This window comes from Helicobacter aurati (assembly GCF_003364265.1).
Taxonomy (GTDB): domain Bacteria; phylum Campylobacterota; class Campylobacteria; order Campylobacterales; family Helicobacteraceae; genus Helicobacter_A; species Helicobacter_A aurati.
The window spans coordinates 97,744-114,493 of sequence record NZ_NXLW01000003.1; the positions used below are offsets into that span (position 1 = coordinate 97,744).

16 protein-coding genes are annotated in these 16,750 nt (G+C 35.7%); 6 read left to right on the plus strand and 10 right to left on the minus strand.

Features of this window, described 5'->3' with window-relative positions:
• Positions 1-5: 5 nt before the first annotated feature.
• The 5 genes from CQA66_RS02545 to mraY are packed head-to-tail and all read right to left on the minus strand — an operon-like array spanning position 6 to position 5,714.
• Complete coding sequence (locus tag CQA66_RS02545) at positions 6-983, minus strand: UbiA prenyltransferase family protein (protein WP_115582537.1); 978 nt, start codon at positions 981-983, stop codon at positions 6-8.
• A 55-nt stretch (positions 984-1,038) separates the two neighbouring features.
• Positions 1,039-2,481, minus strand: coding sequence for an FAD-binding oxidoreductase (locus CQA66_RS02550; RefSeq protein WP_233707698.1), 1,443 nt, complete (start codon positions 2,479-2,481; stop codon positions 1,039-1,041).
• A complete protein-coding gene (locus CQA66_RS02555; protein WP_104762728.1) occupies positions 2,447-3,565 on the minus strand; it encodes an HhH-GPD family protein in 1,119 nt (372 codons plus the stop codon). Before CQA66_RS02555 ends, CQA66_RS02550 begins: the two co-directional genes overlap by 35 nt.
• Positions 3,566-3,585: 20 nt before the next feature.
• Positions 3,586-4,620, minus strand: a complete 1,035-nt coding sequence (locus tag CQA66_RS02560; RefSeq protein WP_104762727.1) for a DUF2059 domain-containing protein — start codon at positions 4,618-4,620, stop codon at positions 3,586-3,588.
• Positions 4,621-4,643: 23 nt separating this feature from the next.
• Positions 4,644-5,714, minus strand: coding sequence for a phospho-N-acetylmuramoyl-pentapeptide-transferase (gene mraY / locus CQA66_RS02565; protein ID WP_104762726.1), 1,071 nt, complete (start codon positions 5,712-5,714; stop codon positions 4,644-4,646).
• Between the two features lie 195 nt (positions 5,715-5,909).
• On the opposite strand from mraY, the gene gpmI reads away from it, so the two are divergent.
• The 4 genes from gpmI (at position 5,910) to CQA66_RS02585 (ending at position 10,034) form a co-directional block, all read left to right on the plus strand.
• Complete coding sequence (gpmI, locus tag CQA66_RS02570) at positions 5,910-7,442, plus strand: 2,3-bisphosphoglycerate-independent phosphoglycerate mutase (RefSeq protein ID WP_181882222.1); 1,533 nt, start codon at positions 5,910-5,912, stop codon at positions 7,440-7,442.
• A gap of 70 nt (positions 7,443-7,512) precedes the next feature.
• The gene (locus tag CQA66_RS02575; protein WP_104762724.1) at positions 7,513-8,259 is read left to right on the plus strand and encodes a biotin--[acetyl-CoA-carboxylase] ligase; all 747 of its coding nucleotides are present in this window, start codon (positions 7,513-7,515) and stop codon (positions 8,257-8,259) included.
• An 18-nt stretch (positions 8,260-8,277) separates the two neighbouring features.
• A complete protein-coding gene (locus CQA66_RS02580; RefSeq protein WP_104762723.1) occupies positions 8,278-9,120 on the plus strand; it encodes a ParA family protein in 843 nt (280 codons plus the stop codon).
• 11 nt (positions 9,121-9,131) lie between these two features.
• Positions 9,132-10,034 carry a ParB/RepB/Spo0J family partition protein gene (locus tag CQA66_RS02585; protein WP_104762722.1) on the plus strand — a complete coding sequence of 301 codons (903 nt, stop codon included), beginning with the start codon at positions 9,132-9,134 and terminating at the stop codon, positions 10,032-10,034.
• Positions 10,035-10,132: 98 nt separating this feature from the next.
• On the opposite strand, the gene CQA66_RS02590 is transcribed toward CQA66_RS02585, so the two are convergent.
• A complete protein-coding gene (locus CQA66_RS02590; protein ID WP_104762721.1) occupies positions 10,133-10,843 on the minus strand; it encodes a CheB methylesterase domain-containing protein in 711 nt (236 codons plus the stop codon).
• A gap of 9 nt (positions 10,844-10,852) precedes the next feature.
• Positions 10,853-11,692, minus strand: coding sequence for a CheR family methyltransferase (locus CQA66_RS02595; protein ID WP_104762720.1), 840 nt, complete (start codon positions 11,690-11,692; stop codon positions 10,853-10,855).
• A 105-nt stretch (positions 11,693-11,797) separates the two neighbouring features.
• On the opposite strand from CQA66_RS02595, the gene CQA66_RS02600 reads away from it, so the two are divergent.
• Positions 11,798-12,670 (plus strand): pyridoxine 5'-phosphate synthase, encoded by an 873-nt coding sequence (locus CQA66_RS02600; RefSeq protein WP_104762719.1) that lies wholly within the window; start codon positions 11,798-11,800, stop codon positions 12,668-12,670.
• Here the strand turns inward: CQA66_RS02600 and CQA66_RS02605 are convergent.
• From CQA66_RS02605 to panC, 3 genes are all read right to left on the minus strand, one after another.
• Entirely contained in the window at positions 12,667-13,425 is a 759-nt protein-coding gene (locus CQA66_RS02605) for an AzlC family ABC transporter permease (RefSeq protein WP_233707697.1), read from the minus strand. The two genes, CQA66_RS02600 and CQA66_RS02605, sit on opposite strands and share 4 nt — an antisense overlap.
• Positions 13,426-13,641: 216 nt before the next feature.
• Entirely contained in the window at positions 13,642-14,877 is a 1,236-nt protein-coding gene (locus tag CQA66_RS02610) for a hypothetical protein (protein ID WP_104762718.1), read from the minus strand.
• Positions 14,878-14,953: 76 nt separating this feature from the next.
• Entirely contained in the window at positions 14,954-15,877 is a 924-nt protein-coding gene (gene panC, locus CQA66_RS02615; RefSeq protein ID WP_104762717.1) for a pantoate--beta-alanine ligase, read from the minus strand.
• Positions 15,878-16,240: 363 nt separating this feature from the next.
• Here panC and CQA66_RS02620 point away from each other — a divergent pair, with 363 nt between their 5' ends.
• Positions 16,241-16,735, plus strand: coding sequence for a ferritin (locus CQA66_RS02620; protein WP_104762716.1), 495 nt, complete (start codon positions 16,241-16,243; stop codon positions 16,733-16,735).
• The last annotated feature ends 15 nt before the right edge of the window (positions 16,736-16,750 follow it).

The following is a 16,750-nucleotide window of genomic DNA, read 5'->3' on the forward strand; positions in this document are numbered from 1 at the left end:
AAGATTCATAAATAAAGCAAGACAAAAAAGCTGATAATCCACAAACTAATCACGATTTGTAGAAATCTATCTTTTAAAACAACCTTGCTTGGATCTTCCGTCTTATTCATGACAAAAGTAAGCTGCAAGTAACGTAAGATTCCAAGCAAAACAAAAATACTTGTAAGATAAAGAGAAGAAGTTTGCATACGAATTGTTACAGAGGAATCTATGCTATACAAAATATAAGCTATTAAGATAATGGCAGCAAGAACACCTAAAGCGCAATCAAAAAAAGGAAGATTATAATCTTGCAAACAAGGGCGCATTGTGTGTGATACTTGCCATTCGCCGCGTCTCTTTGCTAATGCAAGAAAAAGCGAAAGGCAAAATGTGATGACAATAATCCAATGTGAAAGGGCAACTTGCGCCGCAAAAGAACCAATAAATAACCGTAAAACAAATCCTGTAGCAATAACACAAATATCTACGATAGCAATGTGCTTTAACTTGAGAGTGTAGGCAATATTAAGAAAGACATAAACACATATAGGCAAAAAGATAAAAATAGCATTTGGCAATATAAAATTCGATGATATAAAGCTTTGCAACCAATAAAAAGAGAGAAAAGAGGAATCAAAAGATCGATTAGTATTAGTTAAGAATGGGGTTGCCCCCCCCCCCCCGTATAGCACGATGCTACAAATCATGAATAATCCAAGCAGCAATAGTAGAGCAGCAAAATAAGCAGCAGCTTGGGGGGATATTGCACCAGAAGCTAAGGGGCGCGAAGCCTTTGTATGGTGCAATCTATCGCGTTCCCTATCAAAAATATCATTTACAACATAAATACTACTACAAACTAAAGAGAATCCTAGAAATACACCACAAAGGGAAAAGAAAATATCAGGATTGAGAATCTGAAACGCAAAAAATGCTGGAGCAAAAATGAAAAGATTCTTTATCCATTGATACGCTCGCATAAGATATAAATAATTCCTCATTGCAATTCCTCAAATCCAAGATTCTCTTGAAGCAAAATTATAGCCAAATAGAGCATTATAACCCTAGTCTCCTGCTTTGCAGGCTTTGTAATTTTTCATGTAAGTTATAATCAATGCGAAGTTTGCGAAATTCTGCCGCCCGTTGATAAGAACTCTCAAAAGTATGTTTACTCATACGGGAATCTTTTGTCAAATACAATCTCCCGCCATGCCTTATAACAATATCATCAAGCTTTTCTAACAATACAAAAACATTCGATGTTCTCTTAAAGTCAAGAGCCAGAGAGTAGCCTTCCAACGGAAAACACAAGAAACTAGAATCTTCTTTACCATAAAGTTTTAAAACATTCAAAAAAGAAGCCTGCTTAGACATTGCGATAAGATGTAATATTTTTTGCAACGCCTGCAATCCATGCTCTTTAGGAATAATACATTGGTATTGCAAAAAACCATTCCTGCCATAGATTTTATTCCAAGATAACACAGAATCAAGCGGATAGAAGAAAGATTCAAAAGGCACTCTTTTGCTGCCATTACTCGCCCTTGCATAATAGAGTGTATTGAAGATTCCCACAGAGAGAGGATTAAGTGTGCTATTGGGGAAATAACAAGGGATAGAGAGTTTTCTAGCTTTCGGGGATTCTTGGCAATTGGTTATTTGATGGCTACATGCACAAGATTGAAACTGCAACGTAGGAACTTCATTATCCTTAGCAAAATCCCCATAAGTTACAAGCCCTCGACCAAGCATTGCACCATGCGCAAGACTATCAATCCAAGCCACTGCGTAAGGTGAATTTTGACACGATTCAAGGGATTGCAGAGTCTCATGAAGATTCTGTGTTTTGATTGTAGTCTGTATAATATACGTGGATGACACAGGCTGTAACCTTATCCTTGCATCAAGAATCACTCCTGTAAGCCCCATGCCTCCAAAAGTTGCATAAAATAAATCAGAATGAGACTCTCTACTACAGTGTTTTATCTCACCATTTGGAAGCATTAGAGAAAAATCCAGTACAGATTCTATGAAATTACCGCCTTTATATTGCGTTTTGTGCATTGTAGAATCCAATACATTATTATAATGATGATTTTTGCCATGCACATTGGAAGCTATCGCTCCTCCCAACGTGATATATTGTGTCCCAGGAGTAATATGCAGAAAAAAGCCCTTTTGCATGCTAAAGCTAAGAATACTCTCAAACGTTACGCCGCATTGCGCATGCAAAACGGCGCATTCAGGACAAAAACTATAGATCTTGCTATAAGGCTTACAATCAAGCACACTTTCGCTTAATGCGCTATCTCCGTAACTTCTTCCATTGCCATGCGGAATGAATGATTTGGTACTGCTAAAAAATTCTTGTAACTCTGAAACACTCCGTAAAGCCTTAATAGCAGATGCAACTGCGGGATATCCACCAAAACCCTGTAACTGCTGTAACTGCATAGAATCCTCCCTAGTTACTTGCACTATGAGAATATTCTGCCGCAAATACTGCCAATGCCTTTTGTGTAAGAGTGGACATCGGGAGATTATTCATCTCATTGTTTGGGAAAAATACAATATCACCGTTTTGCATCAATGCAGAACAACTCAGATTATTCTCGCCCAATGAATGAAAGAAATCTTGGCATTCTTCTTTATCATTACAGACGTGCAGCCATATTTTTGCGTGAATGCGATATTTTGTATAACTATGCTGAATTTCCCCTAAATATCGATATTTTTCTTTTTCTTGAATATCACATTCTTGACATAGAAATTGAGGCAGATTATACAAACCGTAATACAATTTTTCCTTACTTTTTGTGAAAGCAATATACATTGTATTCTCCTTGTAATATGTGCAAATCATGAAACACAAATCAAGATTCTGATAATCTTTCTTTCTACTTTGTGGAAATTCCATTGCGCGCTCTCTACCTTCGCACAATGAATACAAAGGGCACAACGTATAATCCTGCAAACATAAAGGCTTGGGTTTACAAACTAGCGCGCCCAAATCCAATAGAGCTTGGTTATAATCAAAGCTACGTTCAAAACAAAGGATTCTATCTGCAATCTCTTGCAAGAGAGAATCTCTAGACGTAGCAAGCGAGAAAAGCCTGCAAAAAACACGTTTTATATTAGAATCATAAAATGCTACATTTTGTCCAAAACCAAAGCAACTAATTGCGCCTGCTGTGTAATTGCCAATACCTGGCAATTCCCTTAAGAGCTCTGGCTTGCTTGGCAAAGAAGCATGATATTTCTCTAGGCAAATCATTGCGCTTTGCTGCAAATTACGTGCACGTGAATAATATCCTAAGCCCTGCCACATTTTGAGAATAGATTCTTGTGAACTTTTTGCGAGAGATTCTAAATTAGGAAACTGCTTAAGGAAAGGAAAATAGAAAAAATCCAAAACGCGAGTGAGCTGTGTTTGCTGCAACATCACCTCACTGATATAGATTTTATAGCTCTCACTCCCATCTCTAGGAAGATTGCGCCAAAATAATTCCTTTCTGCCGTACTTATGATACCATGAGAGCAATAACTCGTGGTATCGAGTAAGAGTAGTGCCGTAAAACAACAAGAGATTCCATAAAAGATTATCTAATTATAGGACTCAAGATATTCCGAAATATTATTGAACACATCTTTCATATACTCCATTGATTGCACTTCAAAATCAGTGTTAGCAGAAGCTTGTAACGTAAGCAAGACAGACTTTGCACCTACAGGCGAACGATAGAAAGCAAGTAATGAATCTATTTCATCTTGTGTATAGTGTTTAGCCTTAATAACAAGGCTATATTCTACTAACACCGTTTTAAGATTTTCTATGCGACTTCTAGCTTCTTTTTTACTTAGTCCAAATTCCTCTCTTAATGCTGTGTCCAAACCTCGTAAACCTAAATCAATCATTGGTTCTTCTCGTTTAATATCAATAAGCTCTAAAAGTGATTTTTTCTTTTTATCTGCTTTAGAATCTGCGCTCAATGCAAAAGGCGGTAACTTGGGCACTTCACCTGTTTTAATGAACAAAAAATGCGCTCTTGTAATTTCTCTTGCAATTTCCATTTCAACTTGTAGCTCCTTTTTCCCTAATGCAGAACGAACATAGTCGTGAATATCTTGTGCTTCTTGCAAGCTATAAAATCGATGCCAATAGGAGACGGCAAATTTTTTAAAAGATTCTCTTTGTTTGACTAATCTTTTTCTGTTATCTCTAGTTAAAACGCGCTCAAATGTTTCATAGTTATCCAACTTTTTACGTTTAAGTAAATCTGCTGACGTAGAAAGAAAGGCAAGCGTAAGGATAGAATTATCAAAAAAAGACAAAAATTCAGAATCTCTAATATACCCAGACAATTCATAATATAAGCGATCTTTCTTGATTGCTTTCTGTTTCACTTCTTCTATCGTCATAGAGCCAAAAGTATTCTCTGTCTCTAATTGACCCATAGAACCGTGCTTTGGACAAGAGTGCGATTCTGAAGTATGTGCATGCAATAATGTCGAAAAACCAAGAGAGAGAAAGAATCCAAAGCAAAGCATCAAGTGTTGCAGATTCCCAACGGACCGAATACAATGTGCAAAAACACTATACAGAGAAAATCTTGGCTGCTGTCTTATATGTTGTAGCATAACTGCTCCTTGAATTAAAATGTTTAACGAATCTTTAATGTAATAAGAGCAATAATATTGCTCAAAATAGCGATGATCCAAAATCGCACAATAATTTTATTCTCCGCCCATCCCTTCACTTCAAAATGATGATGAATAGGCGCCATCAAAAATATCTTCTTTTGTCGAATCTTATAACTACCAATTTGCAAAATGACAGAAATTGTCTCTATTACAAAAATAGAACCCATACAAATCAATAAAATTTCATTTTTTGAAACAATTGCGCAAAAAGCAATAAAACCACCGAGTGCTAAACTCCCACTATCTCCCATAAATATCTGTGCGGGATGACAATTAAACCACAAAAAGCCAAATAAGGCACCAATCATCGCGAGACTTAAAACCATCACCTCACCCGAATCTATGATATGAGGAATAAATAGGTATTTTGATAATTCAAAATTGCCACCGATATAGACAAAGATACTTAAAGAGGCTAGAGCACAAATGCTAGGCACAGTCGCTAAGCCATCAAGTCCATCTGTTACATTCACGGCATTGGTTGTCGCAAGAAAAACTAACAGCCAAAACCCAATCATAAGAAAAGGGAAAGACTGCAGAGAAAAGAGAGGGTTTTTCATTAACGGAACAAAAAAAGAAGTATTCAATCCTGATACATAAAGCCAAGAGCTTATGCCCAACCCCACTACAAACAACAAGCCAAATTTAATTTTGGAGCTCATGCCAGCATTGCTTTTTGCTGCAATTTTCATATAATCATCTCTTGCACCAATAAGCATAAAGAGAATCATACAGGCAAGCCCAATGTATACATAGCTGTTATCAAGCCTCGCTGTAAGAATACTTGCAATCACAGCTGAAAAAACAAAAACCAGCCCGCCCATAGTCGGCGTGTCTTTTTTATTGCTATGTGCCTTAATAGAATCTGATATAGGTTGATTGGCTTTTTTTGATCTAGCCCATGTTATAAAATACGGCGTAAGCAACACGGTAAGCAAAAAAGCTATAAAAAAAGCTATACCTGCACGAAATGTAATATATTTCAATAATGACACATTTAACATTCCTTGCAAATGCAATTCATACAACATATATCACTCCAAAGAAACTAAATCTTTTAACTTTTTGCATGCAAATACAATCTTGTAATTATAAGTAAAATTTTACTTATAATGAATTTTTCTCAAAAATTCATTATAATTTTGCGTCAATGCGCGTTAAAGTAGCAAATTTTTGTAATAACCACATAACTAAGTTGGGATAGACTTCACAAAATTAAAAGGAATATTATGAATAAAGTACTACTCATTATCACAGATGGTATCGGATTTAGCCCTAAAACCGAATATAACGCTTTCTATCATGCAAAGAAGCCTCACTATGATTATCTCTTTAAGAATATTCCCAATTCCCTCTTGCATACCTATGGGGAAAGTGTGGGTTTACCTAGCGGACAGATGGGTAATTCTGAAGTTGGGCACATGAGCTTGGGGAGCGGCAGAATTCTCTATCAAGATTTAGTAAGGATTAACAAAGCCATCAGTGATAATACTCTACATTCCAATCAAGTGCTGCAAAATGTACTAGATTCTATTCAAACGCTTCATTTAGCGGTACTCGCGAGTAATGCTGGCGTACATTCACACATTAATCATCTCAAAGAACTTGCAAAAATCGCGAAATCTAAAAATAAAAAAATATGGCTACACCTTATCTCTGATGGTAGAGATTCTAAACCACAAAGCTTTTTAGAGCATATTGCAATACTTGATGATATTTTAGATTCAAATGTGCAGATTGCCACAGTATCTGGAAGATTCTATGCAATGGACAGAGATAATCGTTGGGAACGAGTAGAATCTGCCTTTCAAGCTATCGCACACGGTGCCAATCTACAGCACCAAAATATACAGAGCTATATCGCGCAATCCTACCAACATGGAATCTTCGATGAATTTATATTGCCTGCAAGCTTCAATAATTATCTTGGAATGCCAAAAGCCAATATTCAAAGCCTTAAACAAAACCATATTAATCAAGACAATAAAGATTCCAATACAGAGGGATTTATCTTTGTCAACTATCGAAGCGATAGAGCAAGAGAAATTGTTGCTAGTCTTGGACTAAAAGACTTTCAGGGTTTTGAGCGAGATATGCCCAACCTTCTTATGACATGTATGTGTGAATATGATGAGAAATTTCCTTTTGATATTATTTTCCCCAAGAACAAAGTGCAAAATACTTTGGCACAAATTATTGCAGAGCATGGACTAAAGCAAGCGCATGTTGCTGAAACAGAAAAATACGCGCATGTAACTTTCTTTTTCAATGGAGGGAAAGAAGATAGATTAGATGGCGAGGAAAGATTACTAGTGCAGTCTCCCAAAGTAGTAACTTATGACTTACAGCCAGAAATGAGTGCACAAGAAGTAGCAAATGGCGTGTGCGATTTTATTAATAAAGGCTTTGATTTCATTGTGGTTAATTTTGCCAATGGCGATATGGTTGGGCACACAGGCAATTTTGAAGCGAGCATTAAAGCAGTGGAAGCCGTAGATAAAGAATTAGCAAAAATATGGAATCTCGCGAAACAACAGGAATACAGCATTATAATGACAAGCGACCATGGAAACTGCGAGGAAATGAAAGATTCTAATTGCAATCCTCTCCCCAATCACACGGTAGGCGATGTATTTTGCTTTGTAGATTCTAAAAATGTGCATACCATTGCTAATGGCACATTGAGTAACATTGCCCCTACTATTCTCAAAATCATGAATATCCCTATTCCTAAGGAAATGGATAAGCCGCTCTTTTAAATATAATATTTCTTGAGAAACAAGTAGCAACTAACCATGCGCTGTAAAAACAACGTATAAAAGGATTCTTATGTACATTTATTGGTTCAAGGAAATTCCATCTACACAAGAATTTCTTTATGCGCTTACTAAAAACGATGATAGCCTACCTATTCTAGTTTTGACACTCAAACAAACAAAGGGTATTGGTTCTCGAGGGAACAAATGGCAATCACCGCAAGAAGGAATATATTTCTCCTTTGCCCTACATACATCACAACTTCCTAATGACTTACCCATACAATCTAGCTCTATTTATTTTGGTTGGCTGTTTTTGCAAAAGCTGCGCGAGTGCAACAAACATGTTTGGCTTAAATGGCCAAACGACTTATATATACAAGATACAAAGGCTAAAATAGGCAAAATAGGTGGAATCATGACACAGGCAACAAAGCAATGCCTGATTTGTGGAATGGGTATTAATGTTTTTGATTCTAATTATGCTTCACTCTATCAAGAACAACATGAAGAAAATACATTAAAAGTCCTCTATGAAATACTAAGCTTTTTAGGTCTTCATGTCAAATTGGACGAAATATTACAGCAAGAATACGTTAAAATAAAACTCACGCAAAGCAGCTATAATACTGACGTTTTTACTTATATTTCTTGGCAACATGTTTTCACTCAATATCAACAAGAGTTTTACAAAAGTCATAGTTTTACAACTCATATTACATGCAATAACGTCCTACAAGAGATAAAGCTTTCAGATTGTCTATTATGTGAGGACGGTAGCCTTATGAAAGACAATAAGAAGTTTTATAGTTTGCGTTAAGAGCATAAGGAGAATACAATGAGTGAAATTATTTGCATAGCTAGTCAAAAAGGCGGAGTAGGCAAAACAACAACTGCCATTAATCTCTCTGCCTCGCTTTCTTTGCTTAACAAAAAAGTATTACTTATTGATTTTGACCCTCAATCAAATGCTACTGTAAGTTTGGGAGTAAATCGCAGAGATATTATAGAATCAAGTATGTTTACGGTCATGAATGGACGCAAGCATCTTAAAGACATTATACGAGAAACATGTATGGATAATCTCTTTATTGCTCCAACAGACCAACATTTAGCTGGCATAGAATCTGAATATTACCGACAAAAAAAAATCTTACTGCCCAATCGATTAGAAGAAGTAAGAAGGGAATATGATTTTATCATCATAGATACTGCGCCAACTTTAGGTCCTCTTACAATTAACCCTTTGACTGTCGCGAACTCTGTACTTGTGCCTGTACAATGCGAATACTTTGCACTCGACGGGTTAGCACAGCTACTTTCAACAATCAAAGTACTACAACAATCAAACAACCCTAAGTTACAGATTCGTGGTTTCCTGCCCACAATGCACTCTACACAAAACAACCTTTCAAAGGAAGTTTTAGATGATCTAATACGCAATATGCACGCAAATTTCTTCCAAGACGATAAAGGGCACATTATCATTCCTAGAAATATCAAGTTAGCCGAATCGCCCAGCCACAAAAAGCCTATTTGTAAATATGATAAAAAATCTGCTGGTCACTTTGCGTATATGCGACTAGCTCACGCTATTCTTAACAAAAAATTACCACAAAAATTTTCCACAAATTCTCAAACTAGCAAAAAAGCAATCAAAGCCTCTGCCAAGACACAATAAAAGGAGTAAGCATGGCAAAGAAAAAGGCATTGAATACGGGATTAAATGAATTATTAGCTGACATAGATGGTGTCTATCAAGGAGTTTATGAGACAATTGATTCTCAAAAAATACGTCATGTACATATAAATAACATACAACCAAACCCCAATCAACCAAGAAAAGACTTTGATGAAGAAAAAATTAACGAACTTGCAGAATCCATTAAACAACATGGGTTATTGCAACCTCTGATTGTAACAGAATGTCCCGATGCTTCCTATACGCTTATAATAGGAGAACGAAGGCTTAGAGCAGCCAAATTAGCTGGATTGGAAGAAGTTGCAGTAATTGTTAGCGACATTGAACAACACAAGCTACGGGAGCTAGCTTTGATAGAGAATATCCAAAGAGAAAACCTCAACCCAATAGAATTAGCCACATGCTATCAAGCACTTATTAGCGAACACAACATCACACATGATGAGCTTTCACAAAGGCTTTGCAAATCTCGCTCACAAATCACCAACACGCTAAGACTGCTTGGATTGCGTAAAGAAACACAAAATCTGATTGCGCAAAATAAAATTACACAAGGGCACTCTAAGATTCTTATTGGCTTAGGAGAAAAAGATGAAGAAACTATCATTCAATCTATACTCGGGCAGAAACTTAACGTGCGTGATACAGAAATCCTTGCAAAAAAAATAAAAGAAAAGAAACACATTGCAGAATCTAATGAGACAGGCATTAAACAAGATTCCATGTCGTCATCTCATATAGAAAAATCAAAGTTAAAAGAATTACAAAAAATATTACAACACTATCGCATTTCTACGCGCGCGCATACAAATTCAATTACACTGATTTTTTCAGATAATGCCTCGCTACAAAATCTGATAGAATCTTTACATCAAAACTCCATAAATCACTAACTAAAGGCACTCAAACAAACCGAATATAGAATCAAAATAACGGACGCATATTTGATTCTATAAACACTCACAAAATTTTGCTTGATTATTGCCTGAAATTACGAATCGTCCACTTCCCCGATTTCTGGTTCTTTATTGCAAGAAAATATCTTACCATGCGCATAATCTACTATTCTTCCAGCAATTTGATTCAATGGTAAAATTTCCTTTATTGCGCCAGCCTCAATAGCTTTCTTAGGCATACCAAAGACAACACAACTCTCTTTATCTTGCGCAATAGTATAAGCACCATTATCAAAAAGCTCTTTCATTCCAATCATACCGTCATCCCCCATACCCGTAAGAATAATGGCTAATACATTTTTACCTAAAGTATTGTTAGCACTCCTAAAAAGTATGTCTACGCTTGGTCTATGCCTACTGATTTTCTGCGCCTCAAAAGGCGCAACACAGCATCTATTAACTTCATACTTAAAAATAACATGCGCATCGCCATTAGCCACATAAACACAATCTTGCTTCAAAGGCATTTTTTCATTAATCTCATAAATATTTAACTTGCTATTAGCATTTAATCTTGTAACTAAAGATGAAGAAAACATTTTAGGAATATGCTGCACTACTACAATTGGAGGTAACCCTGTGGGCAATGCCGAAAAAATTTGGTAAAGGGCATCCGTGCCACCAGTAGAGCTACCAATAACTACGACTTTATCACGTGAATGTGAACAAGGTTTCTTAGGAAGAATTGTATCAGGATGGTGTTTTTCCTCTATGTGTTTTGATAAAACATTGCTTTTGGATGCCATAATTCTCCTTTAATCAGAGATTAATTTTTTCACAAAAATTTTATTACCAAGTTTATCAAATTTATCCTTGAGACTCAATACATCTTCTGAATGCCCCAAATACAGAGCCCCCCCCTCTTTAAGGACATGATGTAATTTAGTAAGGATATTTTCTTGATTTTTCATTTCAAAATAAATAAGCGCATTACGACAAAATACCATATCAAATTCATTAGCATTGAAAGGGTAGACGTTAGCAAAAAAATTAAGTTGCTGAAAAATAATAAGATTCTTAATGTTGCTTTTTGCTGTAAAATGTGAGACAACATCGGTCTTCTTTACATTGAAATATTTTTCAATTTCCACCCAATCTGGAAGCTTATTTAATCGGGGATCGAATGTGTATTCACCTTTCCTTGCAAATTCCAACATATTAGTATCAATATCAGTCGCTATAATTGTAATAGCAGAATGTGATTTATAGAGTGTCTTCGCATAAATACATGTTGTTGCAATTGAATAAGCCTCCTCTCCGCTAGAGCAAGCTGAACATAGTATTCTGATTTGTTTGTTATTACGTAATGGCTCAATCAATGTACGATTAAGCATATCACTAAAATGATATGACTCACGAAATAAATCCGTCTTATTGGTTGTAAAACTATTAATAAATACTTGCTTTACTTGAGGATTAGTTTTGATGGCATGCACAAGCTCATCGAAAGTAGTAACATCACGTAACAAACTGTTTCTTAAAAGAATATTAATCCTGTTTTTCATCATAGTCTGTTTTGAATCAGTTAAATGAATACCGCAAATTTGTCGTAATAAATCTTGAATAATATGTATTTGTTGAATATCTAGTTGCATATTCTTTTCCTTATAACAATGAGAAAATGTAGTGTTAGAATCTTATAGAATTTGGATTAAATAAGCTATAATAGTAACATATTTTTAAAAATATAGAGGTCTATAATGAAGTTGGGCATAAATATTGACCACATAGCCTATTTACGAGAGACTAGGAAGATCAACGATCCAGATCCGCTTGAAGCAATTTTCATTGCAAAAAGAGCAGGAGCTAGTCAAATTACTGTGCATTTACGTGAAGATAGAAGACATATTTGTGAATATGATTTAGAACGTATTATAGAATCAAGTTTCTTACCTGTGAATGTTGAATGCTCAACTAATCAAGAGATTCTCAATAAAGTATGTACATTACAGCCCCATAGAATCACCCTTGTACCAGAAAATCGCAATGAAGTAACAACGGAAGGAGGCTTGCTATTGAAAGATTCTCTATTGCCTATTTTAGAGAATATTCTCAATAAGGATATACCTCTTGCATTATTTATTGATCCTGATAGACAAAGCATAGAAAAGTGTCTCTCATTTGTCGCGCAACTAGGAATTTGCCCCAAACAACAAGGCATTATCTCTAATAAAAACTCTCGCACAAATTCTGCCACACAATCACATACCCCAAATCGCTACCCATTAGGCATAGAATTGCACACAGGTAAATACGCAAATCTTTTCTTGATGTCGCATTCCAATCTCACACGAACACATAATAGTATTCAAGCACTTCAGCAACCAAGACACGTATTACTATCATTGTTAGATTCTGAATTACACAGCATAGAATCGCAAAGTATTTTTGCAAAAAACGAAGGATTATCAGTTTTTGCTGGACATGGATTAAATTATCATAATGTGCAACCTATTGCAAATATGCAGGCGATAGAAGAACTTAACATTGGGCAAAGCATTATTGCAAGAGCTGTTTTTAGCGGTTTACAAAATGCTATTACGGATATGCTAAATATCATACGGCGCAATTAATTTGATTTGTTGTCATGTGTTATGGGGATAATATGACATTTATAGGCAAGCAATAGCACAAAGACAACACATACAAGAGAATATAATAAAAAATGTTCTTTATCAATAAGCAAACAAATACACGTACAAAGAATACCGATACCAATGGAAATGCGATTGCTTTTTATTTTGTAATTTTCATAGAGCAATATAGTAAAAGTCGCCACAACAATAAAATCTAAACCTTTAATATCTTGGATAAATGAGAGAGAGCTACCAAGCAATGTCCCGCCAACACATCCTGCAATCCAATAGCAATGATTACATAATGAAATAAAAAACATTACTTTTTGATTGTAGCCGTCTCTTTGTTGAGTGCTATTTTGTAGTGCCGTTTGTTGTTCCCTTAGATTGAGGATAGCAAAGGTTTCATCGGTTACAGAAAAAACCAAATACCATTTACGCCAACCTCCTAATTTATATCGATTCAGGCTTGCAATGGCATAGAAAAATTGTCTTGCATTAATGCTAAGACAAATAGCGACAATGCTTAAAAGTGGTATCCCGCCAGCTAATAATCCCACCGCAACAAACTGCATTGCACCCGCATAGATAATAATAGACATGAGCAGACTTAACCATACCGTATAGCCAGCCTCTGCCATCATAATCCCAAACACACCGCCCATCAAAAGATAGGTTGCAAGAATAGGAAGACTATACTTAAAACCTTCTTGAAATGCGAGAAAAGTAGTGTTTTTGGGCATTGGCTGCATTCAATCCTCTCCTAGATAATCTGCGAAAGCACATTATACTCGGATTTCTACAAAACTACTTGCTGAACAATGCCAACAACGTTACATATAGATAATAAAAAGCTATGATTCTCTTGCAAAGCAAGCAGCACAAATAAAGCAACGAATAACATTGCATTGGAATCTTGGTTGCGCATTCTTATGCGCATAAAGCTTCAATTAAATTACATTCTCCATTTAGAACATAAAACGAAAACCGCCATTAACTTGAAAGATGTTTGGCACACCACGACCAAAATGCGTATCAGTAACATACGCTACAACATTTAAAGTTCGCGTAATAGCAAATTCCACCATAACATTAAGTTCATTTTGGATAATACCTGTCGTATTATTGCTCCCGTATCTACCACTATATCCATCAAAGAATGTTGCGCCATACGCTACATACGCACTCAATTTATTATCAAAAAAACTAAGTCTTGAAGCGGCATAAATTAATTTAGCATTTCTTCCGAACTTAATAGCGTTACCGCCCCAAACAAAAAAGGGATGGATATTCTTATAAAACAAAGAATCGTCAGCCTGTGTCCCGTTACCTACACCAAGACTATTAAGTCCCCCCATGCCGCCTCTACCACTCATAACATATCCCACAACAATATCCAACCAACTAAAACCAAAGATTAATTTAGCATCAAACAAAAACGTATTATTGTCTGCGGAGAATCTGCTTTGATGATCCTCAAAACTACCTGCAAATCCTGCATCCACCCCAAACCAAGTTTCACTCCCATTAAATCGAAACCCAGAATGCCACCTAATACCGACACTCCCAAATACATTAGGTATAAATGTACTAAAAATGCTAATATACATGGAGCTTTTATTGTCGCCTTTATTATTCGAAAGAAAATACTTCCCACCAACATCAAACCAGCCTATAGAATCACTGCCACCCAAACGCGTAAAGGGCAGCATTTCATAATAGCTCACGCGCCCCATTCTATATGCCCACATCCCCTCCAATGTCAGATTTTTAAGGCTTGCATTTCGTATCCAGATTCCATCAGTTAAAGTATTAACATATTCGCTAATGGGTTGAAATCTCCCTGCTTTAATAGCAGTATCTCCATCAAAATATTCAAGGAAAGACTCCCCTAACAATATTGCACTATCGCCTATGATTGTGCCATTGATTCCGCCAAAATCTCTTCTAAAGGCATTTTGTGAATCAAAGAAACTCTGCGCGGCACGAAATGAAATAGCGGCACGCAAACTATAATAAAACCCTGTAATATAACCAAGCCCAACTGAACCATTAATATAACCACCAGAGGTATTTGTATATTTACCATACAAAACAACATCTACCTTTTTTGTGCCATTTAACAGAGCATCATCAAGGGTTGTATAACGCGCTTCTATGCTTACACATAAACCCAAAAACAAAAAAATTGCTAAAAGCCGCATAACTCTCCTTAAATAGATTCTGTATCATGCTATTTAATTTCACAAGAAACAATTTGTAAGCACTACTCTTAAGAGGTTATTCTATCCAAAGGTTATCAAGTAGTCTTATCGTGCCTATTCGAATGGCGACAAGAAAAATACAATTCCTTGCTACATCTTGATCTCCTATGAGTTTCAAATCATGGGTATAAAAATCCATATAATCAACTTGCAATCCTTGTAAAACCGCAGCAGCTTCATTTTTAAGAGCTGCGATATTCCTAACGTCATTTTGCAAAATTAAATGTTGCATTCGCAATATGGCGCGTGGTAAGGCTAAGGCTTCTTTTCTCTGAATAGAATCTAAATAGACGTTGCGCGAGCTTAACGCTAAAGAATCAGAATCACGAACAATTGGCATAGGCACAACTTCAATGGGCAAACACAAATCGCGCACCATTTTTTGCACAATTACGAGTTGTTGCGCATCTTTTTTGCCAAAATATGCCCGCACGCAATAACCCCGTATCGCACATCGACTTAGTAGAGAAGCTGGAAGCAACATAAGGTTAAAAAGTTTTAACACAATCTGCAATACACCCGCAAAGTGCGTAGGGCGATAATATCCCTCTAAAATATATCCCATAGACTTTGGTGGACAAAGAGTAATTTCATCAGTGTCATACATTTCCCTAGAATCTGGGGTAAAAATAATATCTACTCCTAAGTTTGTACATATTTCTATGTCTTGCTCTAATGTGCGCGGATACTTTGCTAAATCCTCTGTTGGAGCAAACTGTGTAGGATTCACAAATATTGACACGACAGTTACTGCATTGTTGGCAACACTTGACTCTATAAGGCTTTTATGTCCATCATGTAACGCCCCCATAGTTGGGACTAACCCTAAACTTAATGCTTGAGAATCTTGAACTGCATTTGAACGCAAAGTGAGATATTCTGCAATGTAGTGTTGAAGTTGCTCTCTTGTCGTAGCAATGACTGGCGTAACATAACCCATCATTATCCTTAGTAGTATTAATACGAAATAAATTCATTATTGTAATTCGAAAATTATTATTTGTAAAGAGTCAATATAGAATCTCTATCTTGACATAAGCGCAAGTATTCTCTTTAGATTCTGATTTATATCAATGACAATCAATCTTCATCTATCTTATTATTATCACATAATTGCATTTATATTAATAAATAGACAGGATATTTCTTTTTATAAAGTGGTAGTTTATGAAATTTTTATCATTTTTATATAAATTATGATAAATTAATAAAAAAATACTTGCATTATTATCATTTTATATATATAATGATAATGTTAATTTGCTGATGTCAAATTAAACATACAAATTTAAGGAGACTAACTATGATAAGTCAAGAAGTTGTTAAAAAATTAAACGAACAAGTTGCAAAAGAAATGTATGCCGCGAATTTATATTTAAGCATGAGTTCTTGGTGTTTCAAAAATCGCTATGAAGGTGCTGGAGACTTTTTGTTTAAACATGCTGGACAAGAAAATGAGCACGCACAAAAGTTAATCACTTATCTTAATGAAACAGATTCATTGGTGGAACTACAAGCTATTGCAAAACCAGAAAATAATTTTAAAAATCTGCTTGATGTATTTGAGAAAACCTATAAACATGAAGTATCAATTACAAAATCGATTAATGAACTTGTAAGCTTTATGCTTGAGGAGAAAGACTATTCAACTTTTAATTTCTTACAATGGTATGTAGCGGAACAACACGAGGAAGAGGCTCTCTTTAGAGGTATTATAGATAAAATTAAACTAATAGGCGACCAAAGTAATGGGTTATATCTTGCAGACCAATACATTAAGACCTTAGTAGGTAAATAATCATCACTCTCTACT